The organism is Actinoplanes sp. NPDC026619, from assembly GCF_040638295.1.
In the GTDB taxonomy this organism is placed as follows: Bacteria; Actinomycetota; Actinomycetes; order Mycobacteriales; family Micromonosporaceae; genus Actinoplanes.
Genome location: NZ_JBEZYA010000006.1, coordinates 212,221 through 227,305, shown reverse-complemented (window position 1 = coordinate 227,305; position 15,085 = coordinate 212,221). Strand labels below are relative to the sequence as shown.

The window sequence follows — 15,085 nt, the reverse complement described above, 5'->3', positions numbered from 1 at the left end:
GTGCGGGCAGTGCTGAGTACCACGTTCCGGTCCTTGAAGGTTCGCAACTACCGACTCTTCAGCATCGGCCAGCTGGTGAAGCTGGTCGGCGTGTGGATGATGTTCACCGCGCAGGACTGGTTGGTGCTCGACCTCTCCGGCAACTCTCCGGGCGCGCTCGGCACGGTGGCCGCCTTGCAGTTCCTTCCGGTGCTGGTGCTCACCCTCTACAGCGGCCGGCTCGCCGATCGGTACGACAAGCGGAAGCTGCTGGTCGCCGCGAACGCTGTCTTCGCCGTCACCGCGGTCGTCTTCGCCGTCCTGGTCGCCTCCGGCTCAGTGGTGCTCTGGCACGTCTTCCTGTTCGCCGGGCTGCTCGGCATCGCGAACGCCGTCGAGACCCCGGTTCGCCAGGCCTTCGTCTCCGAGCTCGTCGAGTTGCCGCTGCTGCCGAACGCCCTCGCGCTCTCCGCGGCCACCTTCAACTGCGCCCGGATTGCCGGCCCGGCGCTGGCCGGGATCGCGCTCGCGGCGTTCTCCACCGGTCCGGTCTTCCTGATCGCCACCGTGCTCTCCATCGCGCCGGTCTTCAGCTACCTGCGGATGAGTCCGGCCGACCTCTACCGCAACGCGCCGGCGGCCAAGAAGGGCGCCCGCGTCCTGGACGGTCTGCAGTACGTTCGCCGGCATCCCGACCTGCTCCTGCCGATCTGCCTGATGGCGGTGGTCGGCATGATCGGGTTCAACTTCCCGGTCACCCTCGCCGCCCTCGCGAAGATCAATTTCCACGCCGGTCCGTCGTCGTTCGGCCTGCTCACCACGACGCTCGCGGTCGGTGCGCTCGGCGGCGCGCTGGCCGGCAGCGCCCGGCGAGCCCGCCCCAGCGTGTACGTCGTACTCGGCGCGGCCCTGGCCTTCGGGGTGCTCGAGTTCGCGGTCGGGTTCGCGCCGAACTTCCTGGTCGCCATGCTGATCCTGCTGCCGACCGGCTTCTTCTCGATCTTCCTGGCCCAAGCCGCCAACCACCGGGTCCAGATGGGTGTCGACGCCGAGTACCGGGGCCGGGTGATGGCGCTCTACGTGCTGGTCTTCCTCGGCACCACGCCGATCGGGGCGTCGGTCACCGGCTGGTGGGGTGAGCGCTTCGGGGTGCCGGCCAGCATCTGGTGCGCGGGCCTGCTCTGCTTCGTCGCGGCGGTGGCGGCGCTGGTCTGGCAGTTGCGGGTCAGCGGTGACCGGCTCGTCGTGCGCCTGCGGCCGCGGCCGTGCATCGAGCTGGTCCGCCGGGCCCGCGATGAGGTGCCGGCCGAAGACGTGCCGGTCGTCGACGAGCCGCCGATCGACACCGTGGCCGGGGCACCGGTTCCGGTGGCCGTTGCCGAGAAGGTCGAGCTCAGCTCGGCACGCTGACCGGGCGCTGCGCCGCCGCCAGTTCGAGGGCGGCGCGGCGGGGATCGCCGTTCCAGCGGCTCGGGAAAGCGTCCAGCAACCGCCAGCCGGCCCGATGCAGGGCTCGCTGACGGGCCAGATGCGCGTCCGGCCCATCGGGATGTGGCCCGCAGAGCACGCCGATCTCGCCGACGCAGAGATCCACGGTCCACGGTCCGACGCGATAGGACGGCTTCACCGGAACCTCGAGGTTGCGCAGTTCGGTGGCGAGCTCCGCCGCCCAGCCGGTGGCCGCGGCATCCGGCTTCGCATCCAGCGGTGCCTGGGCGTAGGCCAGATAGTCGCCGAGCAGGCCGTTCGCCTCGTCCAGCGAGCTGACCACCACGAGCCGCCGCCGCGCCCTGGTGATCATGACGTTGAACAGGTGCGGGTCGGCCACGAAACGGCGCCGGCCGGCCGAGTCGCCCGGCAGCAGCCCGAGCGACACCACGACCACGTCCGCCTCGCTGCCCTGGAACGCGTGCACGGTGCCAACTCGCAAGCCGAGCTCCTCGATCCGTTCCACCGGGTACGCGGCCACCAGCGCCGCCTCCAGGGCCTCGGCCTGCGGCCGGAACGGCGAGATCACCCCGATGCCGCGACGGCCCTCGGCGGCCAGATCCTCGACCACCTTCAGCACGGTCGTCACCTCGTCGGCCAGGCTCGGGCCGGGTGCGCGCACCACGTCGATCGCGTCGGTGGCCTCGGTGGCCGGCGTGCGGGTGAGCACCGCGATCCGGTCGCCGTAGAAACGGTGCGCCGAGAACCCGATCAAATGCGGTGTGCTCCGGTGGTGCTCGGCCAGCCAGGTCGCCGGCGCCGCGCCCGCGGCCAGGTCGTAAGTGCTGACCCGGCGCACGTCGAGACGGTCGTCGGCGCCGTGCCGGGACAGCACCTCGGCCACGTCCACGTCACTGACGAACGAGACGAACCGCAACTGTCGCGGATCGCCGACCACCAGCGCGCGGCGGGCCCGGGCCAGCACCGGGGCGGCCCGGATCTGATCCACGTGCGACGCCTCGTCGATCACCACGAGGTCGAACATGCCGGGCGCCGACGGCAGCAGGTCCTCCACGTCGGCCACCGTGCCGATCCACAGCGGCAGCGCGCGCACCAGCGGGGCGGCGTCGAGCTTGGCGAGCAGCTCGCGGCGGCGGTTGCGGCCGGCGCGCAGGGCGGCGGCCAGCGACGCGGCGCCCCGGCGGGCATCGCGGTCCCAGCGGCGTTCGCTGCGGGCGGCCCGGCGCATGGCGTCGCCCACGGCGGTGGCCAGGGCCTCCTCGGCGGCGTGCAGGGCCGGCCAGTGCTGGGTCAGATCGGTGCCGCCGGTCGCGGCGAGGAGGGCGGCGGCTCGCTGGGCGGCGGCCGCGGTCCGGGCGTCGGACACCCGCTGGGGCGGGATCTTCCGGATCCGCCGGCGGGCCCACCAGCCGGCCAGGCCGCCCCGGTCCAGATCACCGTTGAACGCGCCGGGGACGTCGGCGGCGAGGGCGGCCAGCTGTGGCTGCCAGTGTTCCAGGGTCGCGGCCTGAGTTTCCTGGTGGAGAGCATCGGCCACGGCGGCGCGTTGTAGGCGTACGTCATCGGATTTGGTCTTGATGGCCGCGACGTCCGCTCTCAGCTCTTTGTCGCTGGCGCCCTGGTCTGTTCCGGCGGTGAGCTCGGCCGCCAGGCTCTCCCGGCGGCCGGCGTCGCCGAACAGCACCGGCGTCGGGCCCGGGTAGCGGGCCAGCAGCGCCGCGAGCACCTCGGCGGCGTGCGGCGACTGCGTCGCCACCAGCACCGAACCGCCCCGATGCACCACCTCCAGAGCGGCCGCCACCACGGTGTGGCTCTTGCCGTTGCCGGGCGGCCCGGAGACCACCGTGATCGCTGCCGTGCGAGCCCGCGCCACCACCTCGGCCTGTGCCTCGGTCAGCGGCAGCGGCGACCGCACCTCGTCGTCGACGGGCTGCTCCACCCGCTCCTCGCCGTAGATCGCGGCGAATGCCGTTCCGCCCAGGTCGCGCGCGGCCCAGCTGCGCAGACTGTCGGCCAGGCCGCCGCCGAAGACGTCGCGTGCCACGTAGAGGGCTGCCTTCGGCACCAGCACCACCCGGTTCTTCGGCAGCCGGCGGTGATCGTCACTGACCGCGAAGACCGGGATGCCGGTCGCCTCGGCGGCCGTCGACAGCCAGGCCGTGCTGCCGGTCGCGGTGAGCCAGCCCGGCGTGGCCAGCCCCGGCGCGGCCTCCAGCGCGGCGGCCAGGTCGCGGTCGGTCACCAGCGGGGAGATCTCCACATCGCCGGCCGGGACGACGCGGTAGCCGGTCAGCGTGCGTTCCAGCCGCACCGGCTGGCTGAGCAGCGGCAGCCGCACCTTGCGCGGCTTGTCGTCGGTCTCGCCCGTTGTCTCCCCCGCCAGGAAGCCCCAGCCGCGGCGTAACAGGCGCTCCTCGCGGTGCAGCGCGTCCAGGGCGGCCAGCCGGTCGATCTCGGCGCGGCGGGGTGCCCGCTCGGCATCGTCCAGCCAGACGAGTGGCTGGCCGCCGCGGGTGACGTCGAGAACGCGATCTCCGGCCGCGGGCGCCAGCTCGGCGAGGACGCCGAGAACCGTGGAGGGCCGCATGGCGACCGACGGTACCGCCCGCCGGCACCTCCGCTCGCGCGCGGGTTTGGCAGACTGAGTCGGCCGAACGGGTATTCCGACACTTGCGTCCGGCGGCTTAGCGTTTTTTCCGTGGCCATCGCGCACATTGTTGTGCTGACGGCAGCGTTGCTGACGCTGCTCTGTTTACCGTGCGTTGTCGCGGCCGTGGTCTGCGCCGACGAGCTGGCGATGCGCCGCATGTGGACGCGGACCGGCCGCCAGGAGATTCGCGCTCTGCGGCGGCTCGACCGCGAGATGCGTGCCGCCGACCCGGTGCCGTCGCTGGCCGTCCTGGACAACCCGTCGATCGAGCAGATCGCGTTCGACCTGCGCCGGCTTGCCCAGCAGCGCCGCTCCGGCCCGACCCGGCATTCGGAGAAGTGGCTGGCGGCGGTCCAGCGCGCCTACGACGACCGGCTGTGCCTGGCGTGCCACTGCCTGGGCGTGGCCGAGCACCTGGGCCCACTGCAGGGCATGGACCGCGACCTGGAGCGCATGCGCATGGAACACGACCTACAGGCCGCCGGCCTGGCCCTGCGCTGAGCGGGGCGCGCAGCGCCCTGCCCAGCGCAGGGCCAGGCGCTCGATCTTGGTGAGTTGCTGTCAGTGCCGCGCACCAAGTTTCCAAGATCGAGAGATCAGGCGGCGAGTGGCCACTTCTGCACCGTTTTGTACTCGCCGTTGTGGCTCTCGACCAGCGCGAACTCAGTCACACGCCACGGAGACCCGCGGTAATTCGCCAGCGCTGTGCGGATCGGATCGTCGCTTCGGTACGAGACGGTCAAATGTGGTCGGTACGGGCGGTCGTCCGAGGGGAAACCGGCGTGGGCCAGCGCGTCCCGGACCTCGGAGCGCAACTCGCCGAGCGGGCCCAGGTCGCCCTCCACTCGGGCCCAAGCCGCATTTCCGAATTGTCCGCCCCCGTGGAGGTGAAGCGCGAACTGAGGTGGCGCCACGATGCCGTCCAGCACCACGGCGACCGGCGTGACCGGGATGTCACCGAGGAAGACCAGCGTGACGTGCCACTTGGCGGCTCGGGTCAAGCGAGAGCCGGACGGCAGGGCGCGCGAGAGGGCCGACAACTCGGACGGTGGTGGGTAGAGCGCGACGAACAGGCGGGTCAGGATGACTCGCGGGCGGCCGGGCCGCCGCCGAACAGGACATCGTCCCAGCTCGGGAGGCGCTTGCGCGGCTTCGTCTCGTCGGTCTCGGAGGACTGCTGGCCCTGCTGACCGACCGTGCGACGGGGGCGCAGCACGGCCAGCGACGGCACGGCGGGCACCTCCTTGGGCAGGTCGGCGTCGTCGTCGAAGGCCGAGCCGGAGCCGCCGCCGAGGAGCGCGGCCGCGCCACCGGCGACCGGCCGACGTGGCTGCTCGGAGGGGCCGGCCGTGTCGAGGCCGCGGCCGCCGCTGAGCGGGCGGTCGAGTGAGGCGAGCAGCGCGTCGCGGCCGGCCCGGATCGGGTCGCGGGTCGGACGCTGCTGGGGCTTCTGCGCAGGGGTCTCGTTAGCGGGCAGGCCGTGGCCGCCGCGGGCGGGCTCGTTGCCGCGCGCGGAGCTGGGCAGGCCGTGGCCGCTGCGCTCGGCGAGGAAGTTGCGCTCGGGAACCGGGTCCTGGCCGAGGATCTGCGTGGGGCGCTCGGCACACAGGTACTGCGCCATGTCGTCGTGCGGGGAGACGACCTGGCGTCCCTTGTCGAGGTCCCAGATCGCCTGGGCGGTGGCCTTGCCGGACGGCCAGGTGGCGACGATGCGCCAGGTGCCGTCCTCACGCCGGAACGCGTCCCACGAGATCTTTTCCGAATCGATGCCGTGCTGGGCCAGGCGGCTGTCGACCACCTCGGCGAGCGGCGCGCCCGAGTCGGACGTCTTCAGCCGAGTGCGGCGCGCGTGCTGGGCGAGCATCGCCCGCTCCTGCAGCACCGGACCGGCGTAACGCAGCACGCGGTCGACCGGGACGCCGGCGACGCGAGCGACATCCTCGGCGGACTCGCCGGAACGAATGCGGGCCTGGATGTCGCGCGGTGACAGGGACGCCACCGCGTTTTCGTGCGTCATCACGGCCACGGCACCGCCCGGTGAACCCGGGTGTGTCTCGTGGGTGACAGCGCCGCTGACGCGGTCGTCGATGGGGAGGGCCAGGAGCCGGCCGACCTCATCGGCGAGCACCAGGGCCTGACCGTCCTCGGAGAGGGCGACGAAGCGAACCGGCCGCATGCGTTGCCTCCGTCCCGTCAAACTCGCTGGCCTGTGCTCCCGAGAGTCAGCCACTCGGGCGCGTTTCGGAACACGGTACGCGCCTTGGTCACTCGATGGGAGGAGACGCGCCCGGGGTGTTGCTGGGATTGCTCTGAACTGCGGAGATGATCATCGTTCTCCACAAGGGCAAACCCATTCAAACTCATAAACCCACGTAATGGTACGCGCGTAGGAGTGACCAGAAGCACTAGCGCAGCCCCTGGCGCTCAGCGCGGCCGCGCTGCATGGCCGGGGCCGCAGCGCGACTCTCGCGTGAGGAGGTGGTCAGGCGGCCGCGCCGCTCGGTGGCGCACCGGTAAGCATGCCGCTCGGCGGTGCCCCGCCCGGCCCGCCCGGCATGCCGCTCGGCGGAGCGCCACCGGGTCCGCCCGGCATCCCGCTCGGGGGCGCGCCACCAGGGCCGCCGGGCATGCCGCTCGGGGGAATGCCGCCGCCGGGAGGGGCCATGCCGCCGCCCTTCTCCTCGCCGGCCGGGTCGATCGAGATCGTCAGCGTCGCTTTGTATCCCTCGGACACGCTTCCGGTCACGGTGGCCAGCTCGGTGACCGCCTTGTCATCGCCGAACACGTTGTCGGTGGCCAGGCTGATCCCCTTCATGTTGGTGACGCTCGCGCTGTAGCCGTCGGTCGCGTACACCAGATCGGACACGTCCTCCGGCAGCGCGATCTGCGACGTCTTCACGATCGGCCCGTCCCCGCTGGTGGCGTGCGCGGCCGACGCGTACACCTCGAAGTGGATGTGCGGCCACCGGCCGGTGTAGCAGGCCGGGTAGATGCTGGTGAAGCTCGCCGTGCCGGTCGCGTCGGTCTCCTGGATGCCGCGCAGATAGTTCTCGCCGGTCACCGCGGTGGAGTACATCGAGTAGTTGCCGGCCTTGTCGCAGTGCCACGCGTAGACCGCGGCGCCGGTCACCGGCTTCCCGCTGCGGTCGTTCACCACCAGCGAGAACTCCAGCGGCACCCCGTCCGCTTTGCCGGTCGCGGTGCCGAACGAGGAGCGGATGTCCTTGCGCACGATCCCGTCGATGGTCCGCACGTCCGGCCCGTTGGACCCGTCGGCAGGGTAGGGCCCGGCGGTCTCCGAGGCGACCTCGGCAACAGTGCCGGAGGAGGCCGGCGGAGTCGGTGAGGCGGAATCCGAACAGGCAGAGAGCACGGCCGCGCTGCCGAGCATCGTCAGCAGCCGCCGACGGTCGAACCGTAGGCCCTTGTCGTGGACCAGCCGAACATAGGCGGAGTTACCCGGATCGATCATCCGGGTAGCTAACCGTCTATTCCTGTGCGGAGCCTATGCGAGGCGCTCGACGACGTAATCGATGCACGCGGTCAGCGCGGCCACGTCGGCCGGCTCGACCGTCGGGTAGAGCGCGACCCGCAGCTGGTTGCGCCCGAGCTTCCGGTACGGCTCGGTGTCGACGATGTCGTTGGCCCGCAGCACCGCGGCGATCTTCGCGGCGTCCACACCGTCGAAGTCGATCGTGGCCACGGCCGCCGACCGCAGCGACGGGTCGGTGATGAACGGCGTCGCGAACGAGGACCGGTCGGCCCAGCCGTAGATCGCGGTCGCGCTTTCGGCGCTCCGCTTGACCGCCCAGGACAGGCCGCCCTGCGCGTTCATCCAGTCGAGCTGCTCGGCCGCGAGGAACACGGTGGCCAGCGCGGGTGTGTTGTAGGTCTGCTCGAGGCGGGACTGCTCGATCGCGGTGACCAGGTCGAGGAACTGCGGGATGTAGCGGCCGCTGCCCTTGATCTCGAACGCGCGCTCGATCGCGGCCGGCGACATGAGCGCCAGCCAGATGCCGCCGTCGGAGCCGAGCGCCTTCTGCGGGGCCAGGTAATAGACGTCGGTCTCGCGCAGGTCGACGTCGAGGCTGCCGCCGCCCGAGGTGGCATCGGTGAGCAGCAGCGCGCCCTCGTCGGCGCCGGCCACCCGGCGGACCGGCACGGCCACGCCGGTGGACGTCTCGTTGTGGACGCTCGCGTAGACATCGACGCCGGCCTCGGCGGTCAGATAGGCGGCCTGGCCGCCGGGCGCCTTGTGCACGGTCGGGTCGGCCAGGAACGGCGCGTCCGCGACGGCCTTGACGAACTTGGCGCCGAACTCACCGAACTCGGCGAACTGGGCCTTGTCGCGCACCAGGCCGAACGTGGCGGTCTCCCAGAACGCGCTGGTGCCGCCGTTGGAGAGGACCACCTCGTAGCCGTCGGGCATCGAGAAGAACTCGGCGAGGCCGCGACGCAGCCGGGCCACCTGGTCCTTCACCGTCTTCTGCCGGTGCGAGGTGCCCAGGAGCGTGCGTGACACCGCGGACAGCGACTCGACGCCCTCCGGTCGCACCTTGCTGGGGCCCGAGCCGAAGCGTCCGTCGACCGGCTTGATCTCGTCAGGGATCCGGATGTCAGTCACGGTCACACATTATGCGCGAGTTGCTCCCAGCCCTCGACCTGCTCGTGCTTGCGTGCGGCCGGGCCCACATAACGCAGGCTGGGGCGCAGGATGCGGCCGAGTTTCTTCTGCTCGAGGATGTGCGCGCTCCAGCCGGCCACCCGGGCGCAGGTGAACATCGGGGTGAACATGTGCGCCGGCACCTCGGCGAAGTCGAGCACGACGGCCGACCAGAACTCCACGTTGGTGGGCAGCGGCCGGTCGGGCTTGCGCTCCCGCAGCTCGGCCAGGGCCGCCCGCTCGAGCGCCTCGGCCACCTCGAAGCGGGGCGCGCCGAGGTCGCGGGCGATCTGGCGGAGCACCCGGGCGCGCGGGTCCTCGGTGCGGTAGACGCGGTGGCCGAAGCCCATCAGCCGCTCGCCGCGGTCGAGGACGTGTTTCACGTACCCCTCGGCGTCGCCGCTGCGCTCGACCTCTTCGATCATGTGCAGCACCCGCAGCGGGGCGCCGCCGTGCAGCGGGCCGGAGAGCGCGCCGATGCCGGCCGAGATGCAGGCGGCCGCGTCGGCGCCGACCGAGGCGGCGATCCGGCAGGTGAAGGTCGACGCGTTGAGCCCGTGCTCGGCGGCCGAGATGAAGTAGGCGTCGACGGCCTTGACGTGCCGCGGGTCGGGGTCGCCCCGCCAGCGGCGCATGAACCGCTCGACGATCGTCTCGGCCCGGTCGATGTCTTTCTGCGGCACCGCCGGCAGACCGAGCCCGCGGGCCGCCTGGGCCACGAACGAGAGCGCGGTGACCGACACCCGGGCCAGGTCACGGCGGGTCTGCGCGTCGTCGATGTCGAAGATCGGGGAGAGCCCCCAGTACGGGGCGAGCATGGCCACCGCGGATTGCACGTCGACGCGGATGTCGCCGGAGTGCACCGGCACCGGGAACGGCTCGGCGGGCGGCAGGCCGGGGCCGAACCGGCCGTCGACCAGCAGGCCCCACACGTTGCCGAAGGAGACGTGCCCGATCAGGTCTTCGATGTCGACGCCGCGGTAGCGCAGTGCGCCGCCGTCCTTGTCCGGCTCGGCGATCTCAGTTTCGAACGCGACGACACCTTCAAGGCCCGGTTTGAAATCGGACACAGAACTCAATTCGGACCCGGCGCTCAAATCGAACAGGGCTCCCCTGTGAAGAATTACTACGAGTCTTTCATATTGCCCGGTTAGCGGGGCCGACGCGATGTGCTCTCGATGACACCCATCCTTACCGAGCTGACGTACGGGCCGCTCGGTCTTACGGTCGTTGAGGACGAAAGTAATGGGGAGCGCTCGTGACCGTGGAACCTCCGTCGCCCGCAACGATGCGGCGCGACTACACCGAGCGTGGAGAGCTGCTCGAAGAGCATCTGGCGGCCGACTGGCCGACCCAGTTCGCCGCCTGGTTCGCCGACGCGGCGGCCTACGGCCTGCCGGAGCCCAACGCGATGATCGTGGCCACGGCGAGCGCCGAGGGGCGGCCGTCGGCCCGCACGGTCCTGCTCAAGGAGTACGACGAGCGGGGCTTCGTGTTCTTCACCAACTACGAGTCGCGCAAGGGCTCGGAGCTGGCTGCCAACTCGTACGCAAGCCTGGTCTTCCCGTGGTTTCCGATGCAGCGCCAGGTGCTGGTGAGCGGCGCGGTCGAGCACGTCACCCGGGCCGAGACCGACGAATACTTCGCGTCCCGGCCGCGCGGCTCCCAGCTCGGCGCCTGGGCCAGCCCGCAGTCGCGGGTGCTGGCCGACCGGACCGCGGTCGAGGCCGGGCTGACCGCCGCCCAGGAGCGCTTCGGCGACGGACCGGTGCCGGCCCCGCCGCACTGGGGTGGGTTCCGGGTCCGGCCGGAGACGGTCGAGTTCTGGCAGGGACGCACGAGTCGTCTGCACGATCGGCTGCGGTTCCGCCGTACACCTGATGGGGTTTTTGTCGTCGAACGACTCGCGCCGTGAGTGAGGTCGTCGAGGAGCAGGAGAAGGAGCGCAGCTCCTGGGTGATCGACACCCGGCCGTTACGGGTGCTGGCCTACCGCCGGATGTGGATCGGCAACGGGGTGTCGTTCTTCGGGTTCCAGTTCACCGCGGTCGCGGTGCCCGTGCAGATGTACGCGGTGACGCACTCGAGCGCGTGGGTCGGTCTGCTCGGCGTCGCCGGCCTGGTCCCGCTGCTGATCTTCGGTCTGTGGGGTGGCGCCGCCGCCGACGTGGTCGACCGACGCAAGTTGCTGCTGGCCAGCTCGATGCTGGCCTGGATCTCGACCATCGGGCTGCTGGCCCAGGCGCTGTTCGGGCTGAACAGCGGCTGGCTTCTGCTGGCGCTGACCGCGGTGCAGTCGGCCGGCTTCGCGGTGAGCTCGCCGACCCGGCAGGCGATCATCCCGCGGATCGTGCCGACCGCCCTGGTCCCGGCGGCGAACACGCTGAGCTACACGACCACGACCGCCGGCGGGGTGCTCGGGCCGCTGGCCGCCGGGCTGATTTTCGGCATCGCCTCGACCGGCGCCGGTGTGACCGTGGCCTACCTGGTCGATGCGGCCCTGTTCACGATCTCGTTCTGGGCGACCTGGAAGTTGCCGTCGATCCCGCCGATCGTGCACGCCGAGGACGAGGAGAAGCCGTCGGCGGGGCTGCGCGGCATCACCGACGGCCTGAAGTTCCTGGTCACCCAGCCGGTGCTGCTGCTCTCGTTCGGTGTTGACATCATCGCGATGGTGTTCGCCATGCCGCGCGCGCTGTTCCCCGAGGTCGCGGCGGACCGGTTCGGCGGCGGTTCGGCGGTCGGCTGGCTCTATGCCGCGATCGCGATCGGCTCGGTGATCGCCGGCCTGACCTCCGGGTGGATCGGGCGCCTGAAACGGCAGGGCATCGCGCTGATCGTGGCCGTGGTGGGCTGGGGCGTCGCGATCGGTTTCTCCGGTTTCGCGCATCAGCTGTGGCTGATGGTGCTGCTGCTCGCCGTGGCCGGCGCGGCCGACCTGGTCAGCGCGGTCTACCGGCAGTCGATCCTGCAGACGTTCGCGCCCGACCGGTTGCGCGGCCGGCTGCAGGGCGTCTTCATCGTGGTGGTGGGCGGCGGCCCGCGCCTGGGTGACCTGCGGGCCGGCGCCACCGCCGACCTGACCGGCACGACCGCGTCGTGGGCGGGCGGCGGCTTCGTAGCGGCCGGTCTGGCCCTGGTCGTGGCCACGGCCTTCCCGGCCCTGGCCCGCTATCGCCCGCCAGCCCAAACCCCGGACGGAGCCAACCGCCGTCCAACCGCCCCGCCCGCCACCCAAAATCGGTCTGAAGACTAGGTTGGAAGTCATGACTAGCGTCGTGCCGGCGAAGACCGGAACCCAGTGGGCGATCGAGGCGGACGGCCACCGGGCCGTGGTCGTGGAGGTCGGTGGCGTGCTGCGCCACTACTCCGTCGGCGACGTGCAGGTGCTGGACGGCTTCGACGCCGACGAGCTCTCGCCGGCAAGCGCCGGGCAGATCCTCGCGCCGTGGCCGAACCGGATCCGGGACGGCCAGTACGAGTTCGAGGGTCAGGCCCACCAGCTGCCGCTGACCGAGCCGGCCCGGCACAACGCCATCCACGGCCTGGCCAACTGGTCGCGCTGGACGCTCGCCGAGCAGTCCGCCGACGCGATCACGGTCGAGTTCGAGCTGCCCGCCCAGGTGGGTTACCCCTGGTGGCTGACGCTGCGCACCCGCTGGTCGGTCTCCGCGGCCGGCCTGAGCTGCACGCAGGAGGTCGTCAACAACAGCCCGTCGAACGCGCCGTGGGGTTACTCCGTGCACCCCTACCTGCAGCTGCCCGGCGTCGCGGTCGACGACATCCTGCTGCACGTGCCGGGCAAGACCCGGATCATCGCCGACAACCGCCTGCTGCCGATCGGCTCCAACTCCGTCGCCGGCACCGAGTTCGACTTCACCGCGGCGCGCGCCATCGGCGACCTGGTCCTGGACACCACGTTCGGCGAGATCGAGCACGACGCGGCCGGCATCACCGAGGTGACGATCGCCGACCCGGGCTCGGACGCCAAGGTCGTGGTCTGGGCCGACGACAAGTTCAAGTACTGGCAGGTCTTCTCCGGCGACACCCTGCACGGCGAGCGGTTCCGCCGATCGGTCGCGATCGAGCCGATGACCTGCCCGCCCGACTCGTTCCGCACCGGCCGCGACCTGATCGTGCTGGCCCCGGGCGAGACCTGGACCGCGTCCTGGGGGATCCGGAGCTGATGGAGTTCGACGAGGTCGTCCGCCGCCGGCGGATGGTGCGCAACTACGACCCCGACCGCCCGGTGCCGGCCGAGCTTCTCGACAAGATCGTCCGGCACGGGCTGCGGGCGCCCAGTGCCGGTTTCTCCCAGGGGTGGGGCTTCCTGGTCCTCACCGCCGCCGAAGATCGCGAGCTGTACTGGTCGACGACGGCCGAAGGTGAGTGGGACGACTGGCTCACCCGGATGCGCAACGCCCCGGCGATCGTCGTCTGCCTCTCCAACAAGTCGGTCTATCTGGACCGTTATGCGCAGGACGACAAGGGCTGGACGGATAGGGATGAGAAGCACTGGCCGGTGCCGTACTGGGACATCGACACCGGGTTCGCCGCGCTGCTCATGCACCTCAGCGCGGTCGACGAGGGCCTTGGCTCGTGCTTCTTCGGGATTCCGGTGAACCGGCTGCAACGATTCAAGGACGCGTTCGGGGTGCCGGACGAGTTCACCCCGATCGGAGCGCTCACGATCGGTTACCGTGCCACGGACAAGAGGTCACCGTCACTGAAGCGGGGGCACCGCCCGGTGGACGAAGTGGTGCATCATGGCCGATGGGCGGCAGCAGCCGAGTGACCGCGGGCGCGGCTAGGCTGACACCGACAGTTTGGGTTCTTGGAGAGGGGGCAACCCGGCGTGATTTTCAAAGCGGTCCGGGACGGAGCCCCGTACCCCGATCACAACACCACGCTGAAGGCCTGGTCGGAGATTCCGCCGAGGCCGATCCGGCTGGCTGATCTGATCACCACGAAGCGCGAGCTCGCGCTCGACAAGCTCCTCGCCGAGGACTCGACCTTCTACGGCGACCTGTTCCCGCACGTCGTGGAATACAAGGGTGCGCTCTACCTGGAGGACGGCCTGCACCGCGCGCTGCGGGCGGCCCTGCAGCAGCGCAATCAGATCCACGCCCGCGTCCTGGTCGTCGGGGGCTGACCGTGGCCGCCGACCCGCTCGACCTGCTCGACCTCGACTCGCTGCTGAGCGACGAGGAACGCGACATCCGCGCGCTCGCCCGCCGGGTCGCCGACGATCGGGTCCGCCCGTCGGTCGCCGACTGGTATGAGAACGGCACCGCGCCGGTGCGCGACCTCGCGCTGGAGTTCGGCAAGCTCGGCCTGCTCGGCATGCACCTGACCGGCTACGGCTGCACCGGCGCCTCCGCGGTCGCCTACGGCCTGACCTGCATGGAGCTCGAGGCCGCCGATTCGGGCGTCCGCTCGCTGGTCAGCGTCCAGGGCTCGCTGGCGATGTTCGCGATTTGGTCCTTCGGGTCGGCGGAGCAGAAACGACGGTGGTTGCCGGGCATGGCGGCCGGCGAGCTGATCGGCTGCTTCGGCCTGACCGAGCCCGATCACGGCTCCGACCCGGCCAACATGTCGACCCGCGCCCGCCGTGACGGCGACGACTGGGTGCTCAACGGCGGCAAGATGTGGATCACCAACGCGCCGCTCGCCGACGTGGCGGTGATCTGGGCGCGCACCGACGAGGGCGTGGCCGGCTTCGCCGTCCCGACCGACACCCCGGGCTTCTCGGCGCGGGAGATCAAACACAAGATGTCGCTGCGGGCGTCCAGCACCGGCGAGATCAGCCTCGATGACGTCCGCCTTCCAGCCGATGCTCAGCTGCCCGGCGCGCGTGGTCTGAAGGCCCCGTTGTCGTGTCTGACCGAAGCCCGATTCGGCATCATCTGGGGATCGCTCGGAGCAGCCCGTGACTGTCTGCAGGTGGCGCTCGATTACGCGAGCACCCGGGAGCAGTTCGGCCGGCCGCTCGGCGGCTTCCAGCTGACCCAGGCGAAACTGGCCGACATGGCCCTCGAGGTGCAGAAGGGCTTCCTGCTCGCGCTGCACCTGGGCCGGTTGCGCGACTCGGCCGGTTCGCTGCGGCCCGAGCAGGTCAGCATCGGCAAGCTCAACAACGTGCGGGAAGCCATCAAGATCGCCCGGCAGTGCCGCACGATCCTCGGCGGAAACGGCATCAGCGGCGAGTACCCGATCATGCGGCACGCGAACAACCTCGAGAGCGTGCTCACGTACGAGGGAACTTCGGAAATTCACCAGCTGGTCATCGGCCAAAAATTGACTGGTTTGAACGCATTCGCCAACTGAGCGGATGCGAGTGTCGTA

Annotated in this window: 14 protein-coding genes; 8 read left to right on the top strand and 6 right to left on the bottom strand. The window is 71.0% G+C overall.

From position 1 onward, the window contains the following. Positions 1-1,389 (top strand): MFS transporter, encoded by a 1,389-nt coding sequence (locus AB0E90_RS16010; RefSeq protein ID WP_360405007.1) that lies wholly within the window; start codon positions 1-3, stop codon positions 1,387-1,389. Here the strand turns inward: AB0E90_RS16010 and AB0E90_RS16005 are convergent. Further along, on the bottom strand, positions 1,373-4,015 hold the full coding sequence (locus AB0E90_RS16005) for an AAA domain-containing protein (protein ID WP_360405004.1): 2,643 nt from the start codon (positions 4,013-4,015) through the stop codon (positions 1,373-1,375). The two genes, AB0E90_RS16010 and AB0E90_RS16005, sit on opposite strands and share 17 nt — an antisense overlap. A 111-nt stretch (positions 4,016-4,126) precedes the next feature. Between AB0E90_RS16005 and AB0E90_RS16000 the strand changes: the two genes are divergently transcribed. Next, on the top strand, positions 4,127-4,579 hold the full coding sequence (locus tag AB0E90_RS16000) for a hypothetical protein (protein WP_360405001.1): 453 nt from the start codon (positions 4,127-4,129) through the stop codon (positions 4,577-4,579). Positions 4,580-4,674: 95 nt separating this feature from the next. On the opposite strand, the gene thpR is transcribed toward AB0E90_RS16000, so the two are convergent. The 5 genes from thpR to AB0E90_RS15975 form a co-directional block, all read right to left on the bottom strand. Further along, entirely contained in the window at positions 4,675-5,151 is a 477-nt protein-coding gene (gene thpR / locus AB0E90_RS15995; protein ID WP_360405457.1) for an RNA 2',3'-cyclic phosphodiesterase, read from the bottom strand. A 5-nt stretch (positions 5,152-5,156) separates the two neighbouring features. Continuing rightward, positions 5,157-6,254, bottom strand: a complete 1,098-nt coding sequence (sepH, locus tag AB0E90_RS15990; protein WP_360404998.1) for a septation protein SepH — start codon at positions 6,252-6,254, stop codon at positions 5,157-5,159. A gap of 306 nt (positions 6,255-6,560) precedes the next feature. Then, positions 6,561-7,550: an intradiol ring-cleavage dioxygenase gene (locus AB0E90_RS15985; RefSeq protein WP_360404995.1), complete on the bottom strand. Its 990-nt coding sequence runs from the start codon at positions 7,548-7,550 to the stop codon at positions 6,561-6,563. Between the two features lie 33 nt (positions 7,551-7,583). After that, positions 7,584-8,708, bottom strand: a complete 1,125-nt coding sequence (gene serC, locus AB0E90_RS15980; RefSeq protein ID WP_360404992.1) for a phosphoserine transaminase — start codon at positions 8,706-8,708, stop codon at positions 7,584-7,586. Next, on the bottom strand, positions 8,705-9,811 hold the full coding sequence (locus AB0E90_RS15975; protein ID WP_360404989.1) for a citrate synthase 2: 1,107 nt from the start codon (positions 9,809-9,811) through the stop codon (positions 8,705-8,707). The genes serC and AB0E90_RS15975 overlap by 4 nt, the downstream gene beginning before the upstream one ends. Before the next feature lie 218 nt (positions 9,812-10,029). Between AB0E90_RS15975 and pdxH the strand changes: the two genes are divergently transcribed. The 6 genes from pdxH to AB0E90_RS15945 are packed head-to-tail and all read left to right on the top strand — an operon-like array spanning position 10,030 to position 15,067. Continuing rightward, a complete protein-coding gene (gene pdxH / locus AB0E90_RS15970) occupies positions 10,030-10,656 on the top strand; it encodes a pyridoxamine 5'-phosphate oxidase (RefSeq protein WP_360405454.1) in 627 nt (208 codons plus the stop codon). After that, positions 10,653-11,996, top strand: coding sequence for an MFS transporter (locus AB0E90_RS15965; RefSeq protein WP_360404987.1), 1,344 nt, complete (start codon positions 10,653-10,655; stop codon positions 11,994-11,996). The genes pdxH and AB0E90_RS15965 overlap by 4 nt, the downstream gene beginning before the upstream one ends. A 10-nt stretch (positions 11,997-12,006) precedes the next feature. Next, complete coding sequence (locus tag AB0E90_RS15960; RefSeq protein WP_360404985.1) at positions 12,007-12,927, top strand: aldose 1-epimerase family protein; 921 nt, start codon at positions 12,007-12,009, stop codon at positions 12,925-12,927. Next, positions 12,927-13,535 (top strand): nitroreductase family protein, encoded by a 609-nt coding sequence (locus tag AB0E90_RS15955; protein WP_360404982.1) that lies wholly within the window; start codon positions 12,927-12,929, stop codon positions 13,533-13,535. Before AB0E90_RS15960 ends, AB0E90_RS15955 begins: the two co-directional genes overlap by 1 nt. A gap of 60 nt (positions 13,536-13,595) precedes the next feature. Beyond that, a complete protein-coding gene (locus AB0E90_RS15950) occupies positions 13,596-13,892 on the top strand; it encodes a type II toxin-antitoxin system VapB family antitoxin (RefSeq protein WP_360404979.1) in 297 nt (98 codons plus the stop codon). Positions 13,893-13,894: 2 nt separating this feature from the next. Next, positions 13,895-15,067 carry an acyl-CoA dehydrogenase family protein gene (locus AB0E90_RS15945; protein WP_360404976.1) on the top strand — a complete coding sequence of 391 codons (1,173 nt, stop codon included), beginning with the start codon at positions 13,895-13,897 and terminating at the stop codon, positions 15,065-15,067. Positions 15,068-15,085: the final 18 nt, after the last annotated feature.

Coding starts and splice junctions, on each gene's coding strand:
- AB0E90_RS15960 (WP_360404985.1), top strand. CDS start 12,007: ATGACTAGCGTCGTGCCGGCGAAGACCGGAACCCAGTGGGCGATCGAG.
- pdxH (WP_360405454.1), top strand. CDS start 10,030: ATGCGGCGCGACTACACCGAGCGTGGAGAGCTGCTCGAAGAGCATCTG.
- AB0E90_RS16005 (WP_360405004.1), bottom strand. CDS start 4,015: ATGCGGCCCTCCACGGTTCTCGGCGTCCTCGCCGAGCTGGCGCCCGCG.
- AB0E90_RS15955 (WP_360404982.1), top strand. CDS start 12,927: ATGGAGTTCGACGAGGTCGTCCGCCGCCGGCGGATGGTGCGCAACTAC.
- AB0E90_RS15985 (WP_360404995.1), bottom strand. CDS start 7,550: ATGATCGATCCGGGTAACTCCGCCTATGTTCGGCTGGTCCACGACAAG.
- sepH (WP_360404998.1), bottom strand. CDS start 6,254: ATGCGGCCGGTTCGCTTCGTCGCCCTCTCCGAGGACGGTCAGGCCCTG.